The organism is Cupriavidus sp. C1SS-2L (assembly GCF_057073735.1).
In genome coordinates, this window is the sequence record NZ_CP172709.1 from 1,301,561 (window position 1) to 1,327,847 (window position 26,287).

Annotated in this window: 22 protein-coding genes; 12 read left to right on the forward strand and 10 right to left on the reverse strand. The window is 65.8% G+C overall.

Going from position 1 to position 26,287, the window contains the following annotated elements:
- The first annotated feature begins 1 nt into the window (after nucleotide 1).
- Nucleotides 2-625: a cysteine dioxygenase family protein gene (locus ACIGJG_RS23680; RefSeq protein ID WP_011301159.1), complete on the forward strand. Its 624-nt coding sequence runs from the start codon at nucleotides 2-4 to the stop codon at nucleotides 623-625.
- On the forward strand, nucleotides 622-2,229 hold the full coding sequence (locus tag ACIGJG_RS23685) for a rhodanese-related sulfurtransferase (RefSeq protein WP_483674002.1): 1,608 nt from the start codon (nucleotides 622-624) through the stop codon (nucleotides 2,227-2,229). The genes ACIGJG_RS23680 and ACIGJG_RS23685 overlap by 4 nt, the downstream gene beginning before the upstream one ends.
- A 100-nt stretch (nucleotides 2,230-2,329) precedes the next feature.
- On the opposite strand, the gene ACIGJG_RS23690 is transcribed toward ACIGJG_RS23685, so the two are convergent.
- Nucleotides 2,330-4,672, reverse strand: coding sequence for a PAS domain-containing hybrid sensor histidine kinase/response regulator (locus ACIGJG_RS23690; protein ID WP_181184381.1), 2,343 nt, complete (start codon nucleotides 4,670-4,672; stop codon nucleotides 2,330-2,332).
- Nucleotides 4,673-4,977: 305 nt separating this feature from the next.
- Here ACIGJG_RS23690 and ACIGJG_RS23695 point away from each other — a divergent pair, with 305 nt between their 5' ends.
- Together ACIGJG_RS23695 and ACIGJG_RS23700 are read left to right on the forward strand one after the other, a co-directional pair.
- Nucleotides 4,978-5,574, forward strand: a complete 597-nt coding sequence (locus ACIGJG_RS23695) for an excisionase family DNA-binding protein (RefSeq protein WP_011301156.1) — start codon at nucleotides 4,978-4,980, stop codon at nucleotides 5,572-5,574.
- 500 nt (nucleotides 5,575-6,074) lie between these two features.
- Nucleotides 6,075-6,347 (forward strand): hypothetical protein, encoded by a 273-nt coding sequence (locus ACIGJG_RS23700; RefSeq protein ID WP_011301155.1) that lies wholly within the window; start codon nucleotides 6,075-6,077, stop codon nucleotides 6,345-6,347.
- Nucleotides 6,348-6,375: 28 nt separating this feature from the next.
- Here ACIGJG_RS23700 and ACIGJG_RS23705 read toward each other — a convergent pair whose 3' ends face one another.
- Both ACIGJG_RS23705 and ACIGJG_RS23710 read right to left on the reverse strand, forming a co-directional pair.
- Nucleotides 6,376-7,041, reverse strand: coding sequence for a hypothetical protein (locus tag ACIGJG_RS23705; RefSeq protein ID WP_011301154.1), 666 nt, complete (start codon nucleotides 7,039-7,041; stop codon nucleotides 6,376-6,378).
- Nucleotides 7,041-8,435: a selenium-binding family protein gene (locus tag ACIGJG_RS23710; RefSeq protein ID WP_483674003.1), complete on the reverse strand. Its 1,395-nt coding sequence runs from the start codon at nucleotides 8,433-8,435 to the stop codon at nucleotides 7,041-7,043. Before ACIGJG_RS23710 ends, ACIGJG_RS23705 begins: the two co-directional genes overlap by 1 nt.
- A gap of 212 nt (nucleotides 8,436-8,647) precedes the next feature.
- Here ACIGJG_RS23710 and ACIGJG_RS23715 point away from each other — a divergent pair, with 212 nt between their 5' ends.
- Nucleotides 8,648-10,210 (forward strand): AMP-binding protein, encoded by a 1,563-nt coding sequence (locus ACIGJG_RS23715; protein ID WP_483674004.1) that lies wholly within the window; start codon nucleotides 8,648-8,650, stop codon nucleotides 10,208-10,210.
- 199 nt (nucleotides 10,211-10,409) lie between these two features.
- Nucleotides 10,410-11,297 (forward strand): DMT family transporter, encoded by an 888-nt coding sequence (locus tag ACIGJG_RS23720; RefSeq protein ID WP_483674005.1) that lies wholly within the window; start codon nucleotides 10,410-10,412, stop codon nucleotides 11,295-11,297.
- Between the two features lie 12 nt (nucleotides 11,298-11,309).
- Here the strand turns inward: ACIGJG_RS23720 and ACIGJG_RS23725 are convergent, their stop codons facing one another.
- Nucleotides 11,310-12,152, reverse strand: coding sequence for a 3-oxoadipate:acetyl-CoA acetyltransferase (locus ACIGJG_RS23725; protein WP_011301150.1), 843 nt, complete (start codon nucleotides 12,150-12,152; stop codon nucleotides 11,310-11,312).
- A 60-nt stretch (nucleotides 12,153-12,212) separates the two neighbouring features.
- Complete coding sequence (locus ACIGJG_RS23730) at nucleotides 12,213-14,111, reverse strand: bifunctional sugar phosphate isomerase/epimerase/4-hydroxyphenylpyruvate dioxygenase family protein (RefSeq protein ID WP_425332964.1); 1,899 nt, start codon at nucleotides 14,109-14,111, stop codon at nucleotides 12,213-12,215.
- A 106-nt stretch (nucleotides 14,112-14,217) separates the two neighbouring features.
- Between ACIGJG_RS23730 and ACIGJG_RS23735 the strand changes: the two genes are divergently transcribed.
- Nucleotides 14,218-14,985 (forward strand): IclR family transcriptional regulator domain-containing protein, encoded by a 768-nt coding sequence (locus ACIGJG_RS23735; protein ID WP_011301148.1) that lies wholly within the window; start codon nucleotides 14,218-14,220, stop codon nucleotides 14,983-14,985.
- A 33-nt stretch (nucleotides 14,986-15,018) separates the two neighbouring features.
- On the opposite strand, the gene ACIGJG_RS23740 is transcribed toward ACIGJG_RS23735, so the two are convergent.
- The gene (locus tag ACIGJG_RS23740; RefSeq protein ID WP_011301147.1) at nucleotides 15,019-15,978 is read right to left on the reverse strand and encodes a LysR family transcriptional regulator; all 960 of its coding nucleotides are present in this window, start codon (nucleotides 15,976-15,978) and stop codon (nucleotides 15,019-15,021) included.
- 88 nt (nucleotides 15,979-16,066) lie between these two features.
- Here ACIGJG_RS23740 and aroQ point away from each other — a divergent pair, with 88 nt between their 5' ends.
- Nucleotides 16,067-16,522: a type II 3-dehydroquinate dehydratase gene (gene aroQ, locus ACIGJG_RS23745; RefSeq protein WP_011301146.1), complete on the forward strand. Its 456-nt coding sequence runs from the start codon at nucleotides 16,067-16,069 to the stop codon at nucleotides 16,520-16,522.
- Between the two features lie 740 nt (nucleotides 16,523-17,262).
- On the opposite strand, the gene ACIGJG_RS23750 is transcribed toward aroQ, so the two are convergent.
- The 3 genes from ACIGJG_RS23750 to ACIGJG_RS23760 all read right to left on the reverse strand — a co-directional run bounded on the left by ACIGJG_RS23750 (nucleotide 17,263) and on the right by ACIGJG_RS23760 (nucleotide 20,691).
- Nucleotides 17,263-18,336: a porin gene (locus ACIGJG_RS23750; protein ID WP_140949434.1), complete on the reverse strand. Its 1,074-nt coding sequence runs from the start codon at nucleotides 18,334-18,336 to the stop codon at nucleotides 17,263-17,265.
- A gap of 86 nt (nucleotides 18,337-18,422) precedes the next feature.
- On the reverse strand, nucleotides 18,423-19,748 hold the full coding sequence (locus ACIGJG_RS23755) for an MFS transporter (protein ID WP_483674006.1): 1,326 nt from the start codon (nucleotides 19,746-19,748) through the stop codon (nucleotides 18,423-18,425).
- A gap of 109 nt (nucleotides 19,749-19,857) precedes the next feature.
- Entirely contained in the window at nucleotides 19,858-20,691 is an 834-nt protein-coding gene (locus ACIGJG_RS23760; RefSeq protein WP_483674007.1) for a shikimate dehydrogenase family protein, read from the reverse strand.
- A 316-nt stretch (nucleotides 20,692-21,007) separates the two neighbouring features.
- Here ACIGJG_RS23760 and ACIGJG_RS23765 point away from each other — a divergent pair, with 316 nt between their 5' ends.
- Both ACIGJG_RS23765 and ACIGJG_RS23770 read left to right on the forward strand, forming a co-directional pair.
- Nucleotides 21,008-22,081, forward strand: coding sequence for a 4-hydroxyphenylpyruvate dioxygenase family protein (locus ACIGJG_RS23765; RefSeq protein WP_140949436.1), 1,074 nt, complete (start codon nucleotides 21,008-21,010; stop codon nucleotides 22,079-22,081).
- A gap of 459 nt (nucleotides 22,082-22,540) precedes the next feature.
- Nucleotides 22,541-23,914, forward strand: coding sequence for an MFS transporter (locus ACIGJG_RS23770; protein WP_140949437.1), 1,374 nt, complete (start codon nucleotides 22,541-22,543; stop codon nucleotides 23,912-23,914).
- Here ACIGJG_RS23770 and ACIGJG_RS23775 read toward each other — a convergent pair.
- Nucleotides 23,908-24,885: a LysR substrate-binding domain-containing protein gene (locus tag ACIGJG_RS23775; protein WP_011301140.1), complete on the reverse strand. Its 978-nt coding sequence runs from the start codon at nucleotides 24,883-24,885 to the stop codon at nucleotides 23,908-23,910. The genes ACIGJG_RS23770 and ACIGJG_RS23775 overlap by 7 nt on opposite strands.
- A 95-nt stretch (nucleotides 24,886-24,980) precedes the next feature.
- On the opposite strand from ACIGJG_RS23775, the gene pcaH reads away from it, so the two are divergent.
- Both pcaH and pcaG read left to right on the forward strand, forming a co-directional pair.
- On the forward strand, nucleotides 24,981-25,682 hold the full coding sequence (gene pcaH, locus ACIGJG_RS23780) for a protocatechuate 3,4-dioxygenase subunit beta (RefSeq protein WP_011301139.1): 702 nt from the start codon (nucleotides 24,981-24,983) through the stop codon (nucleotides 25,680-25,682).
- 4 nt (nucleotides 25,683-25,686) lie between these two features.
- The gene (gene pcaG, locus ACIGJG_RS23785) at nucleotides 25,687-26,256 is read left to right on the forward strand and encodes a protocatechuate 3,4-dioxygenase subunit alpha (protein WP_011301138.1); all 570 of its coding nucleotides are present in this window, start codon (nucleotides 25,687-25,689) and stop codon (nucleotides 26,254-26,256) included.
- The last annotated feature ends 31 nt before the right edge of the window (nucleotides 26,257-26,287 follow it).

Consider the following 26,287-nt stretch of genomic DNA (forward strand, 5'->3'; position numbering starts at 1 on the left):
GATGAGTGAGTCCCCCACCGCGGGCCGCGCTTCGCTGGCGCCGCTGCGCGAGTTCATCACGGGCCTGTCGGCGCTGCTGGATGAGCAGCCCGGCGAGGCGCGCATCCTGCGCGAAGGCGGCGCGCTGCTGGCACGGCTGGTCGCACGCGATGACTGGCTGCCCGATGCGTTCGCGCAGCCGCATCCCGAGTACTACCAGCAGATGCTGCTGCACTGCGACTCGGCCGAGCGCTTTTCGATCGTCAGTTTCGTGTGGGGGCCGGGCCAGCGCACGCCGATTCATGACCACACGGTGTGGGGCCTGATCGGCATGCTGCGCGGCGCCGAATATTCGCAGCCATTCGTGCTCGATGGATCGGGCCGGCCGGTTCTGCATGGCGAGCCGACGCGGCTGGAGCCGGGCCACGTGGAAGCCGTTTCGCCAACCGTGGGCGATATCCACCGCGTACACAACGCCTACGACGACCGCGTCTCGATCAGCATCCACGTGTACGGCGCCAACATCGGCGGCGTGCGCCGCAGCGTTTATACCGAAGCCGGCGAACGCAAGCCGTTCATTTCCGGCTATTCCAACCCTTACCTGCCCAATCCGTGGGACCGCTCGAAGGATTCCGCCGCATCATGACCGTTTCTGCACAACCGTTTCCGCTGATTACCAGCCAGGCCGTGCGCCAGGCGCTGCTGGACCGCACGGAGATCGCACTGATCGACGTGCGCGAGGAAGATCCGTTTGCGCAGTCGCATCCGCTGTGGGCGGCTAACTTCCCGCTGTCCAAGCTCGAACTCGAAGCGTGGCCGCGCATCCCGCGCCGCGATACGCGCATCGTTGTCTATGGCGAGCATGAGGGCACCGACCTCGCGCCGCGCGCGGCGAACGTGCTGCGCGGGCTTGGCTATACCGACGTGAACCTGCTCGAAGGTGGACTCGATGCCTGGATTGCTGCCGGCGGCGAAGTGTTCCGCGACGTCAACGTGCCGAGCAAGTCGTTCGGCGAGGTCGTGGAAGCGAAGCGCCATACGCCATCGCTGGCTGCGCCGGAGGTCAAGGCTCTGATCGATCGCGGTGCCGACGTGGTCGTGGTGGACGCCCGGCGGTTCGACGAATACCAGACCATGAGCATCCCCACGGCCACGAGCGTGCCGGGTGCCGAACTGGTGCTGCGCGTACGCGAGCTCGCGCCGAACCCGGCGACGCAGGTCATCGTGAATTGCGCGGGCCGCACGCGCAGCATCATCGGCACACAATCACTGATCAACGCCGGCATTCCCAACCCTGTGGCAGCGCTGCGCAACGGCACCATCGGCTGGACGCTGGCGGGGCAGACACTGGACCACGGAGCAAGCCGACGCGCGCCCCTGGAAGTCCCCGAGGCCAACCGCGAGCAGGCACGCCGAGGCGCGCGCGATATCGCCGCGCGTGCGGGTGTTCAGAGCATTGCTTATGATGCGCTGGCGTCGCTGGAAGCGCCGGGCCGCACGGTCTACCGGTTCGATGTGCGCACGCCCGAGGAATATGCCGATGGCCACTTGCCCGGCTTCGTCAACGCGCCGGGCGGACAGCTCGTCCAGGAGACCGACCACAGCGCGCCCGTGCGCGGCGCGCGCATCGTGCTGGCCGATGATGATGGCGTGCGTGCGGACATGAGTGCGTCCTGGCTTGCGCAGATGGGCTGGGATGTCCGCGTGGTCGAACCAGTCGATGCGGCGCTGCGCAGCGAAGCCGGCGTTCCGCGCGTGCCTGGGCCCGACGCGGCGCCGGTGGAGACCGTGTCGCCGGCCACGCTCGCATCGTGGCTGCAGGCGCAGGATGGACAGACCGCCGTGCTCGATGTCACGGCCAGCGCCAACTACGTAAAGCGCCATATCCCGGGCGCGTGGTTCGTCATACGCGCGCAGTTGGCTGATGCGCTGAAGCGCATTCCAGCGGCGCAGCGCTATGTGCTGACCTGCGGCACCAGCCAGCTCGCGCGCTTTGCCGCCGCGGATCTGCGTGCGCTCACGCAGGCGGAGATCTGCGTGCTGGAAGGCGGCACGCTCGCGTGGATCGCGGCGGGTCTGCCGGTCGAAAGCGGAGAGACGCATCTGGCCGTGCCGCGCACGGACCGCTACCGCCGACCTTACGAAGGCACCGACAACGCGGCTGCGGCGATGCAGGCGTACCTCGACTGGGAGTTCGGGCTGATCGCGCAGCTTGAACGCGATGGGACGCATTTTTTTAATGTGGTCTGATTTTATGGCGTAGGGGTGTTGGGCACAGCGTTCCAATAAGATCAGTGGCGGGACGCCTTCGGCTGCGTTACGCGCATGTCGTCGTCTGGACGCAAGCTCATCAACTGCGAATCGCCATACTCAGCCGTGCAAAGGCGTCATCGAATTCCTCGCCGAGCGCACCGAGTGCGGCCACATTGCCTTGCCGGGCCGCCGTTTCCATGCGATGGCAGACCTCCCCCAGCGCAAACGCACCCACGGCGCGCGACGACGACTTCAAACGGTGCACGCCATGCGCGACGCCGTCCGCGCGCTGTGCGGCGATATCGCGCCGGATGCTGGCGGCAATCGTCTGGGCAGCACGTTCATATTCGTCCAGCAGTTCGCGAATCGCAGCGGCGTCGTCGCCGACAAAGGCCCTGAGCGCTTCCGCATCGAAGACGGGCAATGCATGCGGGCCGGCCGTGGGCATCGGCCCCGCCAGCGAAGGCGAGGGCGACGGCAGCCAGTGCGCAAGGGTCTGCTGCAGCGCGGACAGCGTCAGTGGCTTGGCCAGGTAGTCATCCATGCCGATATCCCGCGCCTGCAACGCTTCCCCTTTGATCGCGTTAGCGGTCAGCGCGATGACGGGCATGCGTGTCCGGCCGGCCTGGGCTTCTTCGGCGCGGATCTGGTCGCACAGCGCATAGCCATCGAGCCGAGGCATATGCAGGTCGGTCAGCAGCAGCGCATAGCTGCCACGGCGCCACCGGTCGAGCGCGTCGGCGCCATCAGCGGCGAAGTCGACACGGTAGCCGAGCAACTGGAGCTGGCGCGAGATCACACGGCGATTGATCTCGTCGTCTTCCGCGACGAGCAGGCGATGGGCCTGTACCGATGCCGAGGTACTGGCCTGCGCAATCTCTGGTTCGGCAAGTGGCGCGGCCGCCGGCAGCAGGCGCTTCGCAGCCATCGCCACGGCATCTTCCAGCGTGCGCCGGCGCAATGCATGCCGGCCGATCGAAACGGCATTGCCGGCCTCTGATGCCGGGGCTGGACTGTAGCCTGCACGCAAGCGCACACGCCCGGTGCCAGTGGGCATCTGCGCGATAAGCGCGGAGATTGCGGCGGGACTTGCGTCGTCGCCGTGCAGCAGCACCCCGGCCCCGGTGCCATCGGCAGCCGCGGCGATGCGTGCTGGCACGTCGTCTTGCGCCGTTACCGTAGCGCCTGCGTGGCGCAGGTAACGTGCGACGGTGGTGCGTTGCGGCTCGGCGATGCCGATGAGGAGGCAGTGCACGCCACTGATCGGAGTGGGCCTTGGCAGCGGCGCTTCGGCGGCGCGCAGCGGCAGGCAGACGGTGAAGGTGGCCCCGGCGCCGGGCTGGCTCGCCGCCGCGATCGAACCGCCCATCAGTTCGGTGAGCCGGCGGCAGATCGCCAGGCCCAGGCCCGTGCCGCCGAAGCGCCGCGTGGTCGTGGTCTCGGCCTGTACGAATGGCTGGAACAGCGTCGCCATCGCATCGGGGGGCATGCCGATGCCGTTGTCTTCAATCTCGAACCGGACCACGTCGCCCCCGGCGGGCGCGATGCGCAGATAGACGCGGCCGCCGGGCAGCGCCCCGCCGGAAAACTTGATCGCGTTGCCGACCAGGTTGTAGAGCACCTGCCGTAGCCGCAGATCATCGCCAAGCACTTGCGCAGGGAGCCCGGGATCGATGTCGAGATAGAGCGCCACGTTATTGCGCTCGGCCAGCAGCACCAGCGACGCGCACAGCGTCTCGACGGTATGTTCGATCGATAGCGGCACGCATTCGATGCGCATCTTGTCCGCTTCGATTTTCGAAAAATCGAGGATGTCGTCGATGATGTTCAGCAGCGCGGCGGCCGATTCACGCACGGTCGCCACCATCTCGCGCTGATCGGCCGAGAGCGTCGTGCGCGTGAGCACTTCGATCATGCCGATGACGCCGTTCATCGGCGTGCGGATCTCGTGGCTAATCATCGCGAGGAAGGCGCTTTTGGCGCGCGACGCTGCCTCAGCCTCCTGGCGGGCGCGTTCGATTTCAAGCTGGGCGATGCGGCTCTGGGTCACATCGCGCGCGGTGGCGTAGAGCGTTCCGTCGTCGCGCAGCACCGCCCGCCAGGACAGCCAGCGCACTGCGCCGTCCTTGCAGAGATAGCGGTTCTGGAAATCTTCGATCGGATTCCCTTTGACATGGCTCCGGACGAGTTCCTGCGTACGCGCCCGGTCCTCGGGCGCGACGAAATCGAGGAACGGACGCGCGAGTAGTTCGTCGGCGCGCCAGCCCAGCACGCTTGTGAAGGCGGGATTGACGCGCGTGAAGTAGCCGTCGCCCGAGGCCTCGCAGATGAGGTCCAGCGACAGTTCCAGCAATGGGTCGCGGTGGTCTGCCGCCTGCGTTGGGGCAGTGACGTCATCGCCAAGGCGGGCCGGGACATGCGTCTCTTCGGACGTTGACATAGGAAGCGGGCGTTTGGCGTCGGTGTGCGATCGCGAGCGTCGGGCGTTAATATGATTTAAGTGAAACTTAATTAACGCATAAATGACATTTTCGCGCATGCTAGCACAGAACTGCATTGCCCCATCCGATCTCGCAAGTTGAGGCCGGCGCGCGTGAGCCGGGGTCTGGAGTTCGTGCGCGGGCCAAGATTGAAAAAAAGGGAGTCGGGCGTTGTATCATTTCCATCCTCGCCGCCTTCATCATCTATGGTCGGTGGCGGCATGTGGCTCACGCGCCCTGCGGAGCAAGATCCTGAGCAGGCTCCATGGCTGAAGAACCCGACTTTTATTCCACCCGCGAGGCGGCCCGCCGGCTAGGTGTGTCGCTGCGCTCCATCCAGGTATGGGTGGAGAGTGGGCGCCTGCCAGCATGGAAGACCGATGGCGGCCATCGGCGTATCCCGCGCACGGCGGTGGAAACGCTTGCGACGGAGCAGGATCAGGCACGCGCAGCGTCGTCGCGGCCGCCCACCATCATCCTGATCGATGACGACCCGTACATGCTGGACCTCTACCAGCGTGTAATTTCTACAAGACTGCCGGCCGTGCGGTTGGAAGTGGCGCAAAACGGATTTGAAGGGCTGCTCATGATCGGGAAGGTCAATCCCGACCTGATCGTCCTCGACCTGATGATGCCGGGGATGGACGGCTTCCGGCTGATCCATGCACTTGGCAGGGTTCCCCACTACTGCGAGATCGGCACCGTCGTCATGACGGGCCTGACGGAAGAGGAAATCGCCGCGCACGGTGGGCTGCCCGCTGCGGTCACCGTGCTGCGCAAGCCCCAAGGCGTGCTGGCGTTGCCCGAGACGATCGAAATGCTGCTCAAGCTGCCCGCCGGCCACGAGGCGGCGGCGGCCTGAACCACTGCGCGCCGACTCCCTTCGAGCGTCCGGACTCCGCGCTTTTCCACCGGGACGAAAACCTCAACCGCCTCCAAGCCACTGCGGGCTCGTGACGGTTTCTCCACGCATATCTAACCGTACAGTCATGGAAATGCAACAAATTGTTACGTCGACTGCGATGAGTATCATTTTTCCCACATCGAGGCGTGCACCCCGCGGGGCGGATGGTTCTAAATACTTCAACAAATCAATAAGTTATTTGAGATCTCTGCTATGGCAGGCGCGTATCGGCACTCGCCTTATTGTGGCATATGGAGCATAACTTCTCTCAAGTACACCTTTTGCGTTGTTGTGGTTTCATTTTCAATATATTGTTTCCCGGCGGTGCGTATCCTCCCGTACCGTCGAGCAGTCATCCATGCTCGTTCGGCACCCCCGTGCCCGCACTGTCCGGGCACGGGTTCTTTTTGGAGACATAAACGCATCCGGCTCTGCGACAAGCTGAAGTGGAGAAAAAGATGGTCGTACCTCTGAGATGGGTGACCGAGAGCTATCGCGGCATGTTCATCCACGCGTTGGCTTTTGAACTGGTGGACGCCACCAGGGAGCTGACCGGACCGGGACCGAAATGGGGTTATCTGCTGGGCGTCGGATATGCGGACGTTCCGAGTCACGATATGCAGTACGACCGCGAGGTCGACAAGCAGGACTACTACACGCGTGCCGCAGCCGAGCAGGCAGCGATCCACTATGGCCAACGTATCATCGACGTGATCTTCGAAATGCGTTGACGACTGGCCGCGTCGACAAGCCGCTTCTTCAACGCAGCAGCAACGCCACGCCACACAGGACCAGCGCGGCGCTCCACACCAGGTCCAGGTTGATCCATCCCGTGCGCAGGAATGCCACACCAATGCGGTCATAGACCAGCAGCGCCACCGCGCAGATGGCCACCAGCATCGCGCCGGTATGCAGGCCCAGTGCCAGCACGGCCGGTGCCACGGCGCTGCCGCGGCTGATCTGGCCGGACAGTGGCGACGCGCATAGCGGCATGAGCACTGGCACCAGCATGAGTCCGGCGCCATGCACGCCCGCCATCAGGAACGACCAGCATGCAAGCCCGGCCATGCCGGCTTGCATGCCCACGCGCGGCCGACCGCGGTGGCCGCGCCAAACATGCCATGCCGCCCAGCCGATCAGGACAAGCCCACCAGCGCGTGCGAACACGCGCGTGTCGATCACGCTGCCTAGCCACAGTGCCACCGCCACGAATACCGCCACCGCGAGCGCATGGCCGAGCGCGATCGGCAACAGCGACAGCATCACCACACTGCGCTTGTGGCGGTGCAGTCCCAGCGCCACGGCGAACAGCCAGCCCATGGCAGGGTTGATGCCGTGGAACAGGCCCAGCGCAGCAATCAGCAGCCACGGCCACCATGACGCCCACTGCGCCGATGCAGTCGTCAGCGTGGCGGACGGGTCCATTACGGATAGCAGTACGAATCCGACGAACAGTCGCCGCCCTGAAGCCGGACCTGGTGCGGGCGATGCCCTTTCGGCCATTCGAGGAAGAACTTCGGGTCGAACTCGATGCCGCCATTCGGGCCGGCGTCGAGCTTCACCATCCAGCCGTCGATGCCCTCGGGATAGAACTGCGGATCCACCGCGCCGTACAGCGAGTTGGTGAAGTAGACGCGTCGGCCGTCGCGGCTGATCTCGACCATCTGCGGCCCGCCATTGAGCGCGCCGTTCTTCGCACCGGGATGCGTAGCGCGCGACACGATGCCGCCGATGCGCACCTTGCCCGTGAGCTTCGGTTCGAACGGGTCGGAGACATCGTATTGCAGCAGGTCACCCGTGCCCCAGCACGACACGTAGAGGAAACGGTCGTCCATCGACAGGTCGATGTCGGTCACGAGCGGCGGCACGGCCTTGAAGCCCTTTAGCACGGGCGGCAACTGGTCGGGGTCGGCGGCCTCGGCCGGGATCTCGATGACCTTGCGCACGGCCCACTTGTCCTTGTCGCGATACCAGGTCCAGATCGACGATGACAGGTCCTTCAGGCTGATCACGCAGTTGACGAAGCCATAGGCTTTGGTCGGGTCATGCGCCGGGCGCAACTCGAACACGAGCTGGTGCTCGTCGCCGAAGTCGATCTCCTGCAGGTGCCTGCGCCGCGTTAAGTCCCAGAAGTGTAGGCGGCGGCCATAGCGCGCGCCGAGCAGGATGTCGGGCACCAGGCCGTCCTCGACCATGTCCGGCGTGCCCCATTCGCTGGTCACCAGCGTGTCGTAGCCCAGGTGCCACCAACCGTCATAGGCGAAGTACTGCGGGCCGCGCTCCACCTCCCACCGGCCGAGCGGCTCGAAGCTCTGCGCGTCGAGCATGGCGATGCCGCCGGGGCCCTTGCCCTCGGCATTGCCGAGTGCGGTCACGTAAATGCCGCCTGGCCCGCAGTGCACGGTATGCGGGCGGCTGTAGCCGGTGCGCTCGGCCAGTGTCTCGGGTTCGATCACCTTGGCCAGGAAGGGCTTGAGCGGATCGGGCTTGGTGTCGAGGATATAGATGCGCGACGAGCGCAGTCCCGGCACGACGAGATAGCGTCGCTCCATATGCGGATGCGGCGCGTTCGGGCACAGGCACGAGGAACATGCATTCCACCCGAAATGGTGCAGCTCGTCTCCGGCATGCGGCATGGCGACCTGGCCGACGATGGTCGCGTAGCGTGGTGATGCAGGATCCACGTCGACCACGGCGATCGCATCGGGCTGCTTGCGCTCAGGATCGAACATCGCCACGTAGGCAATGGTCTCGGGCGGCGCCTTGGCTGCCAGGCGGGGGGATGGGTAAAAGCTCGGATCCGGCTTCCAGGTGGCCATGGCGCGTCTCCTCGGGTCTGTTCCCGGGTCTGTTCCCACATACCGCAGGTTTTCCAATATAGGACAGAACGCCGCCGGGGCGTGGGGCCGGCGTCCCGGTCAGTAGCGGCCATGACGAGGCAGATTCGTCGCTTTGGACGAGTTGCTGTCGCGCGCCGCTTCGCGATACTCGTCGGCACCCTTTACTTTGTCTGTTGCCGCGGACCGCCCCCATGACTCCTGCCGCCCTGACGCCGTTCGAAGCCACCGATATCCGCACCCTGATCGATGAACAGGCTGCGCGGCGCGGCAGCCATCCGTTCCTGGTGTGGGAACCCTTTGAAGGCCAGGGCAAGACGTGGTCTTACGCTGAATTCGGTGACGCGGTCCGACGCTTTGCAGCGGGATTGCAGACACGCGGCGTGCAAGCCGGCGAGCGCGTGCTCGTGCATCTGGACAACTGCGCGGAATCGGTCATCGCCTGGCTGGGCTGCGCGTATGCGGGCGCGGTGCCCGTGACAACGAACACGCGTTCCAGCGCCGACGAACTCGCTTACTTTGCGAGCCATAGCGGCGCCGTGGCCGGCATCACGCAGCCGCGCTTCGCGGCCATGGTGCGCGCGGCTGCGCCGGCATTGAATTGGGTGGCCGTCACCGCGACCGACAACGGTGCGCCGCCGGAAGCGGATGTGGCTGGCTTCACGCCGTTCGCGGCCATCGATGCCGATCCCGCCACGCTGGCCAGCCGCCCGCACGACCCGATGGCGCCGTTCGGCATCCAGTACACCTCGGGCACGACTTCGCGGCCGAAGGCGGTGCTGTGGAGCCATGCCAACGCGCTGTGGGGCGCGCAGCTTTGCGCGCGGCATGAGGACCTCCGCGCGGACGATGTCCATCTCGTGCACCTGCCGCTGTTCCATACCAACGCGCAGGTGTATTCGGTGGCCGCTTCGCTGTGGGTAGGCGCCACGGTGGTGCTGCTGCCGAAGTTCTCGGTATCGCGCTTCTGGCCGGTGTCGCTGAAGCATGGCTGCACCTGGACGTCGATGGTGCCGTTCTGCGTGCGTGCGCTGATGGCCCAGCCGCTGCCCGAACGGCACAGCTATCGCCACTGGGGCAGCGGCGTCTGCGAGCCGCCGACCGACGCCCACTTTGGCGTGAAGACCATCGGCTGGTGGGGCATGACCGAGACCGTCTCGCACGGCACGGTGGGCTCGCCGCATCGCGCCAATGCGCCGATGTCGATGGGGCGCCCGTCGCCGGGATATGAAATCCATGTGCTCGATGCGCAGGGCCGGCCGGTGGCGCCGGGTCAGACCGGCGATCTCTACGTGCGCGGTCGACGCGGGGTGTCGCTGTTCCTGGAGTACTTCAACGATCCGGCCGCCACGGCCGCGGCGTTCCGCGAAGATGGCCTGTTCATCACGGGCGACCGCGTGCGGCTCGGCGAAGACGGTGCCTTGTACTTTGCCGACCGGGCCAAGGACATGCTGAAGGTAGGCGGCGAGAACGTGGCGGCGTCGGAAATCGAACGCGTGATCGCGCTCGTGCCCGGCGTGGCGGAAGCCGCTGTGGTGGCGAAGAAACACCCCATGCTCGATGAAGTGCCGGTGGCCTTCGTCATTCCCGGACCGGCGGCTGGCGACGATCTGGCGAAACGGATCCTTGCCGCCTGCGCGGCGCAACTCGCCGACTTCAAGCGTCCGCACGAAGTGCGCCTGATGGACAGCCTGCCACGGGCCACGCTCGAGAAAGTGGCGAAGGCGAAGCTGCGGGAACTGCTGGCACAGGTGTAGTACGGAGCGCACACTTTCCGGGCGCAGCATCAAGCACAGATTGCGCCTGGGTTGCCGGACCGATTATTCACTTCCAGCGCATTCTGACTTTCCACCCAGCCCGATTGTTTTTCCCACCGGCAACGGTAACCTGCTCCCATCCCCCCATCCACGCCGCGCAACGCACCTCCGAGCGGCGCAACGAGCAGGCAAGGCCCCAATGAAGGACTACCACGCGCCGCAAGGCATTGCGCTGATGATCGCGGCGGTCGCTTGCTTTGCCATGCTCGATACGCTGACCAAGGTCGTCGGCAGCGCGGTCCCCGTGGTCATGGCGCTGTGGGTGCGCTATCTCGCGCAGACCGCGCTGACAGGCGCGGTTCTGCTACCCGCGCGAGGGCGGGCGCTGCTGCATACGCGCCGGCCGGTGCTCCAGAGCCTGCGCGCCGTGCTGATGCTGACATCCAGCCTGTGTGCGTTCTTCAGCCTGAAGGTCCTGCCTGTGGGGGATTTCACCGCCGTGGCCATGCTGACGCCGCTCGCGATTACGCTGGCCGCCGCCGCGCTGATGGGGGAGCACGTATCGCCGGTGCGCTGGCTGTTCCTGCTGTTGGGCCTTGTCGGCGCATTGATGGTGATACGGCCTGGCCCCGAATTCCAGCCGGCCATGCTGCTGCCGCTGGGCGTGGTGCTGTCCAATGCGGGCTACCAGTTGATGACCGGTCCGCTGACGCGAGCCGACGGGGTCGGTACGACGCATTTCTACACAGGATGCGTTGCCACGCTGCTGCTGACCGCGGCGTTGCCTTTTACGTGGGTCTGGCACGTGAGCCCGCTGCACTGGTTCATGCTTGCCGGCATGGCGCTGGCCGGTTGTGCCGGCCACCTGTGCCTGGTCTTTGCCTATGCGCGCGCGCCGGTTGGCGTGCTGACGCCTTATCTCTACCTGCAGATCGCGTTCGCGATGCTTGGTGGCTGGCTGGTGTTCTCGCACGTGCCGGACGCCTGGTCGCTAATGGGCGTCGTGATGATCGCCGCCAGCGGTGTCGGCGGCACTGCCGCTGCGGCGCGCGAGCGCGGCCGGCGCGCGGTGAGCGCCCCGGCCTGACATCGGCTCCGGCTATGCCGTCTCGGTGAGGGCAGTCAGGCCGAGCAGCGTTCTCGCCTGCGCGGGCGTCGCCACGGCGCGGCCATACTCGCCGCACAGCTGCGCCACGCGTTCCACCAACTGCGCGTTGCTGCGCGCCAGCGTGTCCTTGTCCCAGCGGATGTTGTCTTCCAGGCCGGTCCGGCAATGGCCGCCCAGTTCCAGCGTCCAGTGATTGACCTCGAGCTGATGCCGTCCGATACCGGCTGCCGTCCAGGTGGCGCCCGGCAGGACCTTGTGCAGCTGCTCCACCTCGAATTCCAGCACTTCGCGGCGCGCGGGCATCGCATTGCGAATGCCGAACACAAATTGCACATGTGGCTGCGGCGCGATCAGGCCTTCCTTAACCAGGTCGGCCATGCTGTAGATCATCGACACATCGAAGATCTCGATCTCCGGCTTGACGTGGTACTCGCGCATGCTGCCAGCCAGTTCGCGAATGAGCGTCGGCGAGTTCTCGTAGACGCTTGAAGGGAAGTTGACCGATCCGGTGGCCAGCGAGGCCATGTCCGGACGCAGATTCAGCATGGCACCACGCTGGCTGGCCTCGCGCCCGCGTCCGCCCGTGGAGAATTGCACGATCATGCCGGGGCAATGCTTGCGGATGCCCTCCTGCAAGGCGGCGAAGCGGTCCGGGTCTGAGCTGGGGTTTTGCTCGTCGTCGCGGACATGCAGGTGGACCAGCGTGGCGCCGGCCTCGAAGCTGGCGTGCGTGCTTTCGATCTGTTCGGCCACCGTGACCGGCACGGCGATGTTGTCCTGCTTGCGCGGCACGGAACCGGTGATGGCCACCGAGATGATGCAGGGGTCTTGCATGCGATGTCTCCTTGGGGGATGTCGTGAAAGTCGTAGAGGGGATGGCCTCGGCGAAGGGCTTCAGTTGTGGCGCAGCTTCGCTTGCGCCGCCATGCGGACCGAGGCATTGGCCGCGCCATAGCCCAGATATCCGCTGCGCTGCACGAGCTCGAAAAAGAAGCGCTCGTGGAAGGGCTCGGTATAGGTGTGCAGGAATTCGCCATGGCCGTCGCGGTCGTAGAGCAGGCCAAGGCGCTGCAGCCGGGCCAGCAGCGTGTCGTCGAGCGCGAGCCGGGCGGCGAGGTCGTCGTAGTAGTTGTCCGGCACGGGCAGCATCGCGGAACGGCTGCGGTCGATCTGCTCCACCGTCTGCGTGAGTTCTGCGGAGCGGAAGGCGATGTGGTGCACGCCCGATCCCGCATAGGCGGCGACGAATCGGCCCGTGGCGGTGCGGCCGCTCTCCGACACATTGAGCGGGATGCGCACGCGCTGGTCGGCGCTGACCATGGCGCGGCTCTTGACCAGCCCGTACGGATCCGCGATCTCGTGCACGCCTTCGGCCTGCATGCCGAACACCGACCGGTAGAACAGCACGAAGGTGTCGAGCTTGTGCGCGGGCAGGGCCTGTGCAATGTGGTCGATCGCCGTCAGCCCGGCGTCGGAGGTGTCGGCCTGCACCGGCGCGCGCAAGTCGAAGTCGCTCTCGTAGATGCTGCGTGCGGCGTCGAGGTCATCGATCAGGTGGAACAGCAAGCCGTCTGGCGAGCGCAGCGCGGGAATCACGCGCTCGTCGGGGCCTACCCGTTCGCGCCACTCCTTGCATAGCAGCGCACGGGCACGCGAGATGGCGCGGCCGGCGTCGTCCACCTTGAGGCCGATCGCACAAACGGAAGGGCCGTGCAGCTGGAAGTGCTCGGCGGCGGCGCTGTCCTGCTCCGCATTGAGGATCAGGTTGATGCCGCCCTGCCGGTACAGGTCGACCGCCTTGGAGCGATGGTGTCCGGCATGCACGAAGCCAAGCGATTCCAGGCGCCGGGCCAGTTCGCGGCCGGCCACGTAGTCGACGGCAAATTCGATGAAATCCACCCCGTCGAAAACCGGTGGCGCCGGCAGCGCATGCCCGCCCGCCTCGGACTCGAGCCAGATCAGCGAGCGCAGCCCGTCCAGTGCGGTCTGCCGCGCCGGTGCGGCACGGAACTCGTCGTTGAAAATTTCCAGCGACAGCGGGCCCGTATAGCCGGCCTGCAGTACGGCGCGCGCGAACGCGGTGACGGGCAGGTCGCCCTGGCCCGGAAAGTTACGGTAATGCCGGCTCCAGCCCAGCACGTCCATCGACATGCGCGGCGCGTCGGCAAGCTGCACAAAGAAGATCTTGTCCGCGGGCACGGCATCGAGCCCCGACAGGTCGTCGCCGAGCGCAAGCGTATGGAAGCTGTCCAGCACCAGCCCCAGCGCCGGATGGTCCGCGTGCTGCACGATGTCCCACGCCTGGCGCCAGGTGCGCGTGTGGCGACCCCATGCCAGCGCCTCGAAGCCGACGCGCAGGCCGCGCCGCGCGGCGGCCTCGGCCATCTGGCGCAGATCGGCGGCGGCGCGCGCGGGATCGTCGATGGCGATGTCTTGCACGTTGCTGCAGACCAGCACCGTGTCGGCGCCGAGCTGTTCCATCACATCGAACTTGCGTTCGGCGCGCGCCATATTGCGCGCAAACAGCTCCGCCGGCATCGCCTCGAAATCGCGCAGCGGCTGGTAGAGCATGATGCGCAGCCCGAGGTCGGTCGCCATGCGGCACACCTCGGCGGGCGAGCCCTCGAAGTTGAGCAGGTCGTTCTCGAAGATTTCCACGCCGTCGAACCCGGCCGCCGCGGCGGCTTCGAGCTTCTCCGGCAGCGTGCCGGACAGCGAGACGGTGGCGATGGACTTGGGGAGCGGCTTGAGCGAAAGGTCGGCTGACATGGCACGTGCGGCAGGGAAGGGCATGCCGCAAGGTTAGGAGCCAACTGTGGGCCAAACAATCGCAATTCGCGCGCCGACGAGCGATAATCGCGCGATGGCGCGCGACAGTCGTGCATTACTCGGGTTAACCATGGAAAAAGAACCGCTGAACCGGCGTGACTGGATCGCAGGGCTGGAAAAGGGCCTGGCCATCCTGGAGGCCTTCGACAACGACCATCCGCGGCTGACGCCAAGCCAGGCGGCGCAGTTGACGGGCCTGACCCGCACCGCTGCGCGGCGCTACCTGCTCACACTCGAACACCTTGGCTACACCACCAGCGACGGTACGCTGTTCAGCCTGACGCCGCGGGTGCTCAAGGTCGGCTGGTCCTACTTCGATTCGGCGCGACTGCCACGCCTGGTGCAGCCGTTCCTGCAGCAGATCACGGCCCAGTTGGGTGAGGCGGCTTACCTGAGCGTGCTAGATGGCTGGGAGCTGGTGTTCATCTCCCGCACCAGCACCAGCCGCGTGATGAGCACGGGCTTCGTGCTGGGCGCGCGCGTTCCGGCGCCACTGGCCTCGGCGGGCGTGATGATGCTGGCGTCGCAGCCGGAGGACACGGTGCGGGAGTGGCTGGACCAGTGCGTGCTGACGCCCTATACGCCATACACCATCCTCCAGCACGACCGATTGCTGCAGGAAATCCGCAAGGCCGGCGCGCAGGGCTATGCCGTGGTCGAGCAGCAGCTGCAGATTGGCGTGCGTGGCGTCGCGGTGCCGCTGCGCGATCGCCACGGCAAGGTGATCGCCGCGCTGTCGGTCAATATGCAGATCGGCGAGGAGAGCGCGGAAGCGGCATGCGCGCGCGTGCTGCAGGTGCTGCAGGACACCGCGCTGTCGATCATGCGTACGCTGTAGCGCCCATGCGCCTGCCGTGCTAAGCGCAGTGGCTTACTTGTGCAATGAACTCGCCAGCGCGAACGGCCCCTGCGACAGGCGGTCCTTGAGAAATTCGATGCACACGCGCATGCGCGCCGATGAAGATGCGCGCGCGCTGGTCACGGCCCAGACATCGGCCGGCTGCTGCCAGGCCGGCAGCACCTGCATGAGTTCGCCTTCGCGGATGCTGTCGGCCACATCCCAGACCGACGCCATGATGATGCCGTAGCCTTCATGGGCCCACTGGCGCGTGACGTCGCTGTGGTTGGACGCCATCGGGCCGGTCACCTTGACCATCTCCATGCCGGCCGGGCCTTGCAGCCGCCACACGCCAAAGGCCTGGTCGCGCTCGCGGTGGAGCAGGCAATCGTGCTGCGCAAGCTCGGCCAGATGGCGCGGCGTGCCGCGCCGTGCCAGGTAGGCCGGCGCCGCACACAGCACGCGGCTGCCGCTGGCGATGTGGCTCGCAATCAGGTGCGGCTCCTCAACTTCGCCGATGCGGATATCGAGATCGAAGTTCTCGCCGATCAGGTCCACGCGCCGGTCCAGCAGCTCCAGCCATACCTCCAGCCCCGGATGCTGTTGCCGCAGCAGCGCCAGCACCGGCGCCACGAAACGCCGTCCGAGCCGGAAGCTTGCGGCAATGCGCAGCAGCCCGCGCGGCTCGCTGTCGGCCCTGCCGGCGCCGCCGACGGCTTCGAGCATGCCATCCACGTCCTCCAGGATCTTCCGCGCCCACGCAAACGCGTTCTCGCCCTCCGCCGTCACGCTGACGCGTCGCGTCGTGCGATGAAAGAGCCGGGTGCCGAGCATCGCCTCCAGCATGGCGATGCGCTTGCTCACATGCGCGGGCGAGATGCCCATCTCATGCGCGGCGGCAATGAAGCTCGAACGCTGCGCTACGGTGCAGAACAGCCGCAAGTCCCGCAGGAACGGGTCATTGTTCGCTGACAGCGCATTCTGAGTTTCCATATTGCCGGATTGTTATTCGCAGGCTTAACGATAGGCTATCGACGAAGGCCGCGCCAGAGGCGCGGCCGCGTTCATTTCAGGAGACGACATGAAGACGGTACTGGTGCTCAATGGCCCTAATCTCAACCTGCTCGGCACGCGCGAGCCGGCGGTGTATGGCAGTGAAACGCTGGCCGATGTAGAGCGCATCTGCGCGGAAGCTGCGCAATCTCTTGGTCTGCGGGCCGAATGCCGGCAGACGAACTACGAAGGGCAACTGATCGACTGGATCCACGAGGCCGGGCGCGCCTGTGCTCAGGGGGAGCTGATTGGCGTGGTGCTCAATGCGGGGGCGCTGACGCATACCTCGATTGCGCTGCATGATGCGATCAAAGGGGCTGCGGTGCCGGTGATCGAGTACCACATTTCGAACGTGCATGCGCGCGAGGCGTTTCGGCATCATTCCTGGATTTCGCCGGTGGCTCGGGGGGTGATGGCGGGATTTGGAGTGGCGGGATATGGGCTGGCGGTTTCGGCGCTGGCCGGGATGGTCTCAGGTAAGTGATTGGGTTTGGCGCGCTTGGCAGGCGCCGCTGTTTCGCCGGCGTAGCCGGCGACCTCCTTTTCCGAGCGACAAAAGGAGGCAAAAGCGCGTCAGGCTTGCCCTAACGGGCGAATATTTATCGTAGTGTGCTGAGGGTTTTGTACGGGTATGGGCTTCAGAGTCATTCACGCTGCCTGCCGCGTGGGGCACGACTGTGAGAGGGAATACAGCGCTGATTGAACGAGCCCCGAAACTGTCCGTGGCCCCTGCTGCCGGCGATATCGTGTGATCGCCTTCGGCTGCGCCACGCGCAGAGCCCTAGTCTGAGCACGCAGGCCCAGGGCGAATTGCGCCTCAGGACGAGGCCCGCGCATTGCATGCGCGAAGTCGAGGAAAGGGATCTCGGAACGAACCTCGGGCGCCGGGGACATTGATGCGCTTGCACCCCGACTACGACGCGCGCGCAGCGCAGCCGAAGGCGTCCCACCTCTGGCCTTATTGGAACGCTGTACCCGAGTCCAACTTGGGGATCGTACAAAAGCCGGTTATCGCCAGGCACAGGTTCCGACTCACATAGCGTAGCAGGGTTGAACGTCGATCACGTTTCGCGAGACCAAAGCCGCTTGAACCATAGAAGCGCACCGTTGATGGCCAGCCGCCATGCGACGCGTTTTTCTGCCTGCTCTTTTGTCGCATGGACAAAAGAGTAGGTCGCCGGCTACGCCGGCGAAACAGCGGCGCCCGCCAAGAGCGACACGACATCAGAACTTATGCCTGACCCCCGCCATCACCCCCAACCGACTCCCATTCCCATACGTATTCCCACTGTTATTAAACGCAGGCGCGCTGTTAAGCGCGATCCACGCCCCCTGCAGATGCGTGTAGTCGACTTCCAGATAAATATCCGTCCGCTTGCTGAAGCTGTAATCCAGCATCCCCGCCGTAGTCAGCCGCTTGCCGCTCTGCCCGGCGTGGCGCAGCCAGTCATACTGAAAAGTACCGATGAACGCGAGCGCATCGTTCAACGCAAACCGCGTACCCACATAGCCAACATTGTTCCGATAGTCCGCCACATCCAGATGGTTGTTGGTATAGCCGAGGTAATACTGCGACCGCCCGGCCTTGTACGTGCCACCAAGCCCCCACACCGTCTGCTTGCTGGCCTGCGCCGCAGGCACGGCGCCGAAGAACGCCGACGATACGTTGTAGGTCTGCTGATACACCGCACCGACTTCGATCGGCCCTGAGCTGTAGACCAGCGAGCCGGCCGCGGCCGAGCTGTTCTTCACGCTGCCGGCGACCTCGCCGAATGTGTAGGCACCCGCAATCTGCAGGCCCCCGAAGCTCTTGATGTACTTGACGGTGTTGTCATACCGCAGGCCGGTGTAGTTGCCGCCCTGGTAGCCGACGATCGAGTTGTTGGCGAAGGCCATCGCTTCGTACGACGACAACACCTCATGGGCCAGCGTGTATTGGCGCCCCAGCGCCAGCTTGCCGAAGTCACCCTCCAAGCCCACGACCGCGGTACGCCCGAACAGGCGACCGCCTTGCTGGCTGGTGCCGGTGTCGGGACTGAAGCCGGATTCGAGGATGAACCACGACTTCAGCCCGCTGCCGAGATCCTCGGTGCCGCGCAGGCCCCAGCGGCTGCCGGTCAGGACGCCGTCGGTCATCTGGACTCTGCCGTGGCCCGCGGCATCTTCGTTGGTGCTGTAGCGGATAGTGGTATCGATCAGGCCATAGAGCGTGACGCCGGTGGTGACGGGGGTGGTCTGGGCGATTGCCCCCGCGCTGCCCGCGCCGAGCGCGAGCAACGTGATCAGTTGCTTCTTCATGGTGTGTTGGATGTCCCGCTGTAGTGTGGCTCGAATGCCTTTTTGTCGTCAGGCGTGTTGCAAGGGGTTGGGAGCTGGCGTGTGGCTCAGTGCTCGGGCACCTTGCGCGGCGCGGTCAGGAACATCCAGGTCAGCGCGATGAAGTACGCGCAGGGGATCATCGTGAAGAGCACGGCGTAGTTGTTGTGCGTGGCCGTCAGGACATAGCCCACGAGCTGGGTCATGAACATGCCGCCGACTGCGCCGATCATGCCGCCGAAGCCGAATACCGAGCTGACCACATGCTTGGGCGTGTAGTCCATCACCATGCTCCAGATATTGGCAGTCCACGCCTGGTGCGCACCGATGGCGACCGATATCGCGGCGACGGCCGTCCACAGGCTGCTGGCGCCGGCGGCGAACACGATCGACGTGATGCACACCGCGAAGATCAGCATCGAGAGCAGCCGAGCGCGGACCGCCGCCATGCCGTGGCTGATGAGCCACGACGACAGGGCGCCGCCGCCCACGCTGCCGATATCGGCACACAGGTAGATGACGATCAGCGGGATGCCCATCTGCGTGACGCTGATGCCGAGCTGGTACTGCTGGTTCAGGAACGGCGGCAGCCAGTACAGGTAGAACCAGAACACCGGCGCGGTGATGGCATAGGCGAAGGCGAAGGCCCAGGTGCCGCGCATGCGCAGGATCTTCGAGTACGGGATGCGCTGCGGCGCGGGCTCGACATCGCGGCTGACGTGTGCGAGTTCCGCTTGCGTGACTGTGGGATGCTCATCGGGGTTGTGGTACTTGATCATCCAGAACACGAGCCAGAGCGCGCCCATCGCACCGACGATCAGGAACGCGGCCTGCCAGCCCCAGGCCTGCAGGATCAGCGGCAGCATGATCGGTGTGAGCATGGCGCCGACGTTGGTGCCGGCATTGAAGATGCCGGTCGCCACGGCCCGTTCGCTGGCCGGGAACCACGTGCGCGTGGTCTTGACGCAGGCCGGGTAGTTGGCGGCTTCAGTCAGGCCGAGGAAGAAGCGGCAGATCATGAAGCCGACGGCGGACGCCGCCAACGCGTGCGCGCCGCAGGCAATGCTCCACAGCAGCACGGCCAGCGCAAAGGCGCGCTTGACGCCGACCATGTCGATGAAGCGGCCTTGCAGCGCGAAGCCGATGGCGTAGCCGACCTGGAACCAGAAGTTGATGTTGGCGTAGTCCTGCGCGGTCCACGCCATGGCCTTGGCCAGCACCGGCTGCAGCACGCCGAGCGCGGCGCGGTCGACGTAGTTGAGCGTAGTCGCGAAGAACACCAGCGCGAGCATGCCCCAGCGCACCTTGCCGAGCGCGAACCCGGCGCGGATCTTGTCGGCAAGCGAGTGGCCGGGCACGGCGTGGGCCGGGATCTCCTTGTTGATCGTGGTCATTTGTCTGTCTCCACTATTCACGATTGGATGCAATATGTCGTCCGGTATGCCTGGAACGCCTGGGCAGGGGGGCATCCGGTCTTGTTCGTGTCGAAGGCGCGGCCGTCTTTCAGTATTTAAGGCGAGCCACCGCGCGCAGCGCTTCCGGCGTGGCGGTGCCGAAGCCAAAAAACTCCAGGTAGGCGGGAATCATCTCGAACAGCATGTCGGTGCCGACCTGGACCTTGCAGCCGCGCGCGATAGCGGCTTCCAGGAAGGGCGTGTATTCGGACTTCATCACCACTTCGCCGACCATCGCGCCGGGATCGATGCGCGCCACGTCGAAGGGCAGCGCATCGCCGGGATTCATGCCGAGCGGTGTCGCGTTGACCACCACATCGTAGCCGGCCGGGTCGGCCGAACCCGTCCTCACGCGCAGCGCCGGGTAGTGCGCAATCAGGCGGTCACGCAGCGCGAGCGACGAAGCCTCGCGCGTATCGAACAGCGCCAGTTCCGCCACGCCCGCTGCGGCCAGTGACGCGGCAATCGCGCTGCCCACGCCGCCGCTGCCCGACACGATGGCGCGGGCGCCTTCGAGTCGGCAGCCCTTGCGCTGGATGCCGCGCGCGAAGCCGGCGCCGTCGAACTGGTCGCCGACGAGTTTGCCGTCATCGCGCAGCAGTACCGCGTTGCAGGCACCGGCGATGCGCGCGGTCGGCGTGAGTTCGTCGACCAGTTCGACGGTGGTGACCTTGTGCGGCATGGTCACCAGCGCCCCGCGGATATTGCTCAGGCGGAACAGCGAGCGGAAGAACACGGGGTAGTCGTCGGGCTTCACGCCCATCGGCACCACGACGGCGTCGATGCCCTGCTGTTCGAACCAGGGGTTGTAGATCATGGGCGCCTTGAAGGATTCCGTGGGGAAGCCAAGGTGCGCAATGAGGGTGGTCTTGCCGTTGATCATGATGTTCCTGGGGGCGGAGGAGTCCGGGGCGGCGTGGATGCGTGGTCCTCGCCTGGCGAGGGAATGTCTCGATGACCGGAGATTAGTGGCCCGTGAGCCGGGAACCAAGCGATGTAGTCGGCATAAGGCGCGATTAGCGAACGCATGTGGGCGATCAGGAAACGCAGTGCGGGTTTCTACGGAGGGCGGTGGCTGTCACGCGCCATGCGGCAGGCGGCGGGCACATTGTTATGATCGGACGACCTTGCCGCCGGCCCTGTCGCATTGCTTGTCCGGGCGGCCTGCCACACAGCCCCACCATCACAGGAGCCCCGACATGAGCGCCGCTGAAGCCTGGGACAACCCGCTGGGCATCCAGGGTTACGAGTTCATCGAATTCGCCTCGCCGGATCCCGCCGCGCTCGGCCGCACCTTCGAGCGTTTCGGCTTTGCCGCCATTGCCGAGCACCGCCACAAGGCGGTCAGGCTCTACCGCCAGGGCGAGATGAATTTCATCGTGGACGCGGAGCCCGATTCCTTCGCGACGCGCTACGCGGCCGAGTACGGCTTGTCGATCTGCGCCGTCGGCATCCGCGTGAACGATGCCGCCGCGGCCTACGCGCGCGCGCTCGACGCCGGCGCGTGGCCGTTCGAAGGTGGCACCGTGGGTCCGATGGAGCTGAACATCCCGGCCATCCAGGGCATCGGCCAGTCGGTCATCTATTTCATCGACCGCTGGCGTGGGAAGGAAGGACGCCCCGGCGATGTCGGCGACATCTCGATCTATGACGTCGACTTCCGTCCCATGTCGCAGGGCAACCGGCCGCGCGACGCGGGCCTCGTCCGAGTCGATCACCTGACGCAGGCGGTCGAGCCCGGCCATCTCGAGGAATGGAGCGATTTTTACCGCAAGGTGCTTGGCTTCCGGGAAATCCACGAAGTCCATCCCGACTGGCAGGTGGCCAGCGACGCGTGCGTGCTGCTGTCGCCGTGCGGGCAGATCCGGATCCCGCTGTACGAGAAGGGGACGCCGCGCCACGACCGCATGCGCCATTACCTGTCGGACCCGCATGGCGAGGGCATCCAGCACATCGCGCTGGCCACGGATGACCTGGCGGCCAGCGCCGCGGTCCTGGCAGCCAGTGGCGTGCAGTTCGTGCAGCCGCCGGCCGCTTACTACGGCACGCTCGATGGGCGCCTGCCGGGGCATGGCCTCGATCCCGCCACACTGCAGCGCTACGGCATCCTCGTGGACGGCACCGTGCGCGCGGATGGCGGGCAGGACCGCTTTCTCCAGGCCTTTGCAAAGCGCGAGGCGGGCGAGTTCTTCTTCGAGATCGTCCAGCGCGACGGTCACCATGGCTTCGGCGAGGGCAACTTGGCTGTACTGGAATCGTTGGCGGGGGAGTGAGACGGTCCGGCTTCGGAGGCCGCTCCCGACTGGCCGGGCCTGATGCTGCCCTTGGGGGACTGCGGTCGCATGGACCCTTGCTTAGCGCATCCTAAGCAATACGTCATGGCATGGAAAATAACATCTGGCGTTATTTCCATGAAATTTAGGCATGTATCGGCGGCGCCGTGATCGCGCGCTAGTCATAAATTGCGTGTGTGCAGAAAATTCTTGTGCACTGCTGCGTATCGTATTCCGTACGCGCAAGTTTTCCGCCAAATTGGACTTCGCTCTAGCGTAATCCACTCTCCCCGACGTTGTTCACGATCCGCCCGCGCGGGGGGTTAACCCGGATTCTTGCCCGCAAGTCCTCGCACCTAAGATCGGTTCCATTAGAGAACCTCGGTTCGCTATAAGAACAAATGGCGGGCTGCCGAGACAGCGGCCGAGCCGATTTCCTGAATCAAACGGAGACAAACCGTGCCCCAGTCCCAACCCGCCAAAGGCGGCGTCATCGACGTCCAGGCTCTGATCGACGAGCGGCCGTTCACCGGCTACCAGTGGCTGATCCTGATCCTGTGCTTCCTGATCGTTGCGGTCGATGGTTTCGACACAGCGGCCATTGGCTATATCGCGCCGGCGCTGGTGCAGGACTGGGGTATCCAGAAGTCGGAACTCGGCCCCGTCATGAGCGCCGCGCTGTTCGGCCTGGCCTTCGGCGCCATCTTCGCCGGTCCGCTCGCTGACCGCGTCGGCCGCAAGCGCGTGCTGGTGCTTTCGGTGTTCTTCTTCGGCCTGTGCAGCGTGGCCACAGCCTTCGCGCCAAGCCTTGGCTGGCTGACGGCGCTGCGCTTCCTGACCGGGCTCGGCCTTGGTGCCGCCATGCCGAACGCGGTGACGCTGACCTCCGAATTCGCTCCGCAGCGTCGCCGCGCCGTGCTGGTCAACACCATGTTCTGCGGCTTTCCGCTCGGTTCCGCCGTGGGCGGCTTTGTCGCGGCGGCGATGATTCCGCACTACGGCTGGCACAGTGTGCTGCTGCTCGGCGGCGTGCTGCCGGTCGTGCTGGCCGTGCTGCTGGTGTTCCTGCTGCCGGAATCGGTGCGGTACATGGTGCTGCGCAGCTACCCGGTCGAACAGATCGGCAAGGTGCTGCAGCGGGTCACGGGTGCGGCCACCACGGCGACCGGCTATGTCATCGGCGAGCAGGCCCCGGCCACGCGCTCGCCCATCGGCACGGTGCTGTCGCCCGGCTATCGCCTGGGCTCGGCCATGCTGTGGAGCACCTACTTCATGGGTCTCGTCATCTTCTACCTGCTGACGAGCTGGATGCCCACGCTGATGAAGGACGCGGGCTTCACGATCGAGCGTGCCTCGTTCCTGACCGCGCTGTTCCCGCTCGGCGGCGGCATCGGCACCATCGCCGCTGGCTGGTTCATGGACCGCTTCAATCCGAACAAGGTCATTGCGTTGACGTATGCCGCGACAGGCGTGCTGATCTACGCGGTCGGGCAGGGCACCGGCAGCCAGGTGCTGCTCGGCGTACTGATCTTCCTGGCCGGCACGGCAATGAATGGTGCCCAGTCGTCGATGCCGTCGCTCGCCGCGGCGTTCTATCCGACGCAGGGCCGTGCGACCGGCGTGGCGTGGATGCTCGGCATCGGCCGCTTCGGCGGCATCACCGGCGCGCTGCTCGGTGCGGAACTGCTGCGCCGGCAGCTGGGCTTCGACATGATCTTCACGTTGCTTGCGGTGCCGGCGTTCCTGGCAGCGATTGCGCTGATGGTGAAACACTTCGGCGGCCGTCCGGCAGGGACCACCGAGACGGGTGGCCGGCCCGTGGCCACTCACTGAGACGGGAGCGGTTGTCCGCGACGCGGGGCATCGGGATGCGCCGCCGCCCGGATGCAATCGGCCAGCGCCTCGGCCATCGGCGTGAGAGTGCGGTCCTTGTGCCGCAGCAGGCCAACCGGCTCTTCGGTGCCGAGGGTGTCGATGGGCAGTGCTACCAGCCCGCCTTCATCCATGGCGCGTCGCGTGGCCGACATCGGTGCGGCCCAGACGCAGTCGCTCTGTTCCGCCAGCAGGCGCCCCAGATACGCATCGGACGTCTCCACGCAGCCATCCGGCAGGCGCAGGCCGTGGCGAGCCAGCAGGCTTTCGGTGTTGTGCCGCGGAATCGACCCCGCGGCAGCAATGACCAGCGGCCACGCGAGGCAATCGATCAGCGTCGGGCGCGAATCCTTCGTCAGCGCATGCCCGGGCCGCACCGCCAACACCAGCGAATCGGGCCCCAGCGACTCGAACCACAGGCTTTCCATCGCGACCGGATCGTCCATGCGGCCGATCACGAGATCGAGCACGTCGGCCTTGAGCTGGTCGATCAGGTTGCGATTCATGCCGGTACGCACATCCAGCCCGACCTCCGGATACGTGGCGCGAAAGCGCAGCACGGCATCGGTCAGCACGGCCGGCACCACGCTCGGCAGCGCGCCGAGGCGGATACGTTCATGCGTCTTCGCGCTTTCGCCCGTGACGCTGCCGGCGGCGGCGTCAATATCGGCCAGGATGCGCAGCGCATGCTGCAGGAAACGCGTGCCCGCAGTGGTCAGCTCGGTGCCGGCGCGCTGCCGTACGAGCAGCCGCGTGCCGGCCAGTTCTTCCAGTTCGCTCAGGGTCTTGGAAACCGCTGGCTGTGTCAGCCCGAGGCGGTCCGCGGCGCGGCCCAGATGCTGGGTTTGCGAGACCGCGACGAAGCAATAGAGATGCCGCAGCCGCACGCGGTTACGGAAGATGTCCTGCGCGGCCTGCTCTTGCCGTTCCATATCGAAAATTCATCGTAATCGCTCAATAACTCAATTTACATGACTTTGGGTGTGTCTTAAAGTCATTCCACCCCCTTACAACACGGAGACGAAGCATGCAGCGCCTCGCCCAGTACCGTCGCCCCTATTGGGACACCCAACCCGAGTACCGTTTCGACCCCTATGCCTCGACGGTACTGCGCTCGCCGGCGCTGCCGCTGGTGCAGATTCCGCAGTCGCTGTCCGAAGTGACCGGCCCCACGTTTGGCGCCGAGTTCGTGCGCGCCGGCGACAACGACCTGACGATTGGCAATGGCGGCGATCCGCTCGGCGAGCGCATCCTGGTGACGGGCCGCGTGCTGGACGAGAACGGCCGTCCGGTCCCGAACGCGCTGATCGAGGTCTGGCAGGCCAACGCAGCGGGCCGCTACACGCACAAGCGCGACCAGCATGACGCGCCGCTCGACCCGCATTTCTCGGGCGAAGGCCGCACCGTCACCGATGCCAACGGCCGCTACCAGTTCAAGACCATCAAGCCCGGTGCGTATCCCTGGCGCAATCACCACAACGCCTGGCGGCCGCAGCATATCCACTTCTCGCTGTTCGGTAACGCCTACGCGACGCGCCTGGTCACGCAGATGTACTTCCCCGGCGACCCGCTGCTGGCGTTCGACCCGATCTTTAACTGCGTGCCCGACGAGAAAGCGCGCAACCGCCTGATCTCGACCTTTGACTGGGAAACCACGCAGCCCGAGTACGCGCTCGGTTACCGTTTCGATATCGTCCTGCGTGGCCGCGATGCCACGCCGATGGAGTAAGAGCATGCTGTACGCCACCGCTTCGCAAACTGTCGGCCCTTACCTGCATATCGGCCTGACCGGCCTGAACTGCGCCGACCTCACCGCTGACGCACCGGAACTGGCCGGCCAGCGCATCGTCATCGAAGGCCGCGTCGTCGACGGCACCGGCGCGCCCGTGCCCGACGGCATGGTCGAGATCTGGCAAGCCAACCCGGCCGGCCGCTACCGCCATGCCGAAGATGCGCGCGAACTGCCGCTGGTTGCCGGCTTCACCGGCTTCGGCCGCGTGCCGACCGCCGAGGACGGCTCGTTCCGCTTCGTCACCGTGAAGCCGGGCGTGGTGCCGGGCGCGGACGGCAAGCCGCAGGCGCCGCACATCATGGTGTCGGTGTTTATGCGCGGCCTGGTCAAGCACGTGGCCACGCGCGTCTACTTCCCGGACGAGACCGCTGCCAATGCCGCCGACGGCGTGCTGGCACTGGTGCCGGCGGAGCGCCGCGGCACGCTGATCGCTACCGCGCAAGGTAATGGCACGCTGCGTTGGGACGTGGTGCTGCAGGGGGCGGGTGAGACGGTGTTCTTCGATATCTGACGCTGCGCGCATAATCGTGCCGTCGCCAATG

What these genes read in the sequence shown, in the direction of transcription:
- ACIGJG_RS23680 (WP_011301159.1), top strand. Translation starts at nt 2, where the DNA reads ATGAGTGAGTCCCCCACCGCGGGCCGCGCTTCGCTGGCGCCGCTGCGC.
- ACIGJG_RS23685 (WP_483674002.1), top strand. Translation starts at nt 622, where the DNA reads ATGACCGTTTCTGCACAACCGTTTCCGCTGATTACCAGCCAGGCCGTG.
- ACIGJG_RS23690 (WP_181184381.1), bottom strand. Translation starts at nt 4,672, where the DNA reads ATGTCAACGTCCGAAGAGACGCATGTCCCGGCCCGCCTTGGCGATGAC.
- ACIGJG_RS23695 (WP_011301156.1), top strand. Translation starts at nt 4,978, where the DNA reads ATGGCTGAAGAACCCGACTTTTATTCCACCCGCGAGGCGGCCCGCCGG.
- ACIGJG_RS23700 (WP_011301155.1), top strand. Translation starts at nt 6,075, where the DNA reads ATGGTCGTACCTCTGAGATGGGTGACCGAGAGCTATCGCGGCATGTTC.
- ACIGJG_RS23705 (WP_011301154.1), bottom strand. Translation starts at nt 7,041, where the DNA reads ATGGACCCGTCCGCCACGCTGACGACTGCATCGGCGCAGTGGGCGTCA.
- ACIGJG_RS23710 (WP_483674003.1), bottom strand. Translation starts at nt 8,435, where the DNA reads ATGGCCACCTGGAAGCCGGATCCGAGCTTTTACCCATCCCCCCGCCTG.
- ACIGJG_RS23715 (WP_483674004.1), top strand. Translation starts at nt 8,648, where the DNA reads ATGACTCCTGCCGCCCTGACGCCGTTCGAAGCCACCGATATCCGCACC.
- ACIGJG_RS23720 (WP_483674005.1), top strand. Translation starts at nt 10,410, where the DNA reads ATGAAGGACTACCACGCGCCGCAAGGCATTGCGCTGATGATCGCGGCG.
- ACIGJG_RS23725 (WP_011301150.1), bottom strand. Translation starts at nt 12,152, where the DNA reads ATGCAAGACCCCTGCATCATCTCGGTGGCCATCACCGGTTCCGTGCCG.
- ACIGJG_RS23730 (WP_425332964.1), bottom strand. Translation starts at nt 14,111, where the DNA reads ATGCCCTTCCCTGCCGCACGTGCCATGTCAGCCGACCTTTCGCTCAAG.
- ACIGJG_RS23735 (WP_011301148.1), top strand. Translation starts at nt 14,218, where the DNA reads ATGGAAAAAGAACCGCTGAACCGGCGTGACTGGATCGCAGGGCTGGAA.
- ACIGJG_RS23740 (WP_011301147.1), bottom strand. Translation starts at nt 15,978, where the DNA reads ATGGAAACTCAGAATGCGCTGTCAGCGAACAATGACCCGTTCCTGCGG.
- aroQ (WP_011301146.1), top strand. Translation starts at nt 16,067, where the DNA reads ATGAAGACGGTACTGGTGCTCAATGGCCCTAATCTCAACCTGCTCGGC.
- ACIGJG_RS23750 (WP_140949434.1), bottom strand. Translation starts at nt 18,336, where the DNA reads ATGAAGAAGCAACTGATCACGTTGCTCGCGCTCGGCGCGGGCAGCGCG.
- ACIGJG_RS23755 (WP_483674006.1), bottom strand. Translation starts at nt 19,748, where the DNA reads ATGACCACGATCAACAAGGAGATCCCGGCCCACGCCGTGCCCGGCCAC.
- ACIGJG_RS23760 (WP_483674007.1), bottom strand. Translation starts at nt 20,691, where the DNA reads ATGATCAACGGCAAGACCACCCTCATTGCGCACCTTGGCTTCCCCACG.
- ACIGJG_RS23765 (WP_140949436.1), top strand. Translation starts at nt 21,008, where the DNA reads ATGAGCGCCGCTGAAGCCTGGGACAACCCGCTGGGCATCCAGGGTTAC.
- ACIGJG_RS23775 (WP_011301140.1), bottom strand. Translation starts at nt 24,885, where the DNA reads ATGGAACGGCAAGAGCAGGCCGCGCAGGACATCTTCCGTAACCGCGTG.
- pcaH (WP_011301139.1), top strand. Translation starts at nt 24,981, where the DNA reads ATGCAGCGCCTCGCCCAGTACCGTCGCCCCTATTGGGACACCCAACCC.
- pcaG (WP_011301138.1), top strand. Translation starts at nt 25,687, where the DNA reads ATGCTGTACGCCACCGCTTCGCAAACTGTCGGCCCTTACCTGCATATC.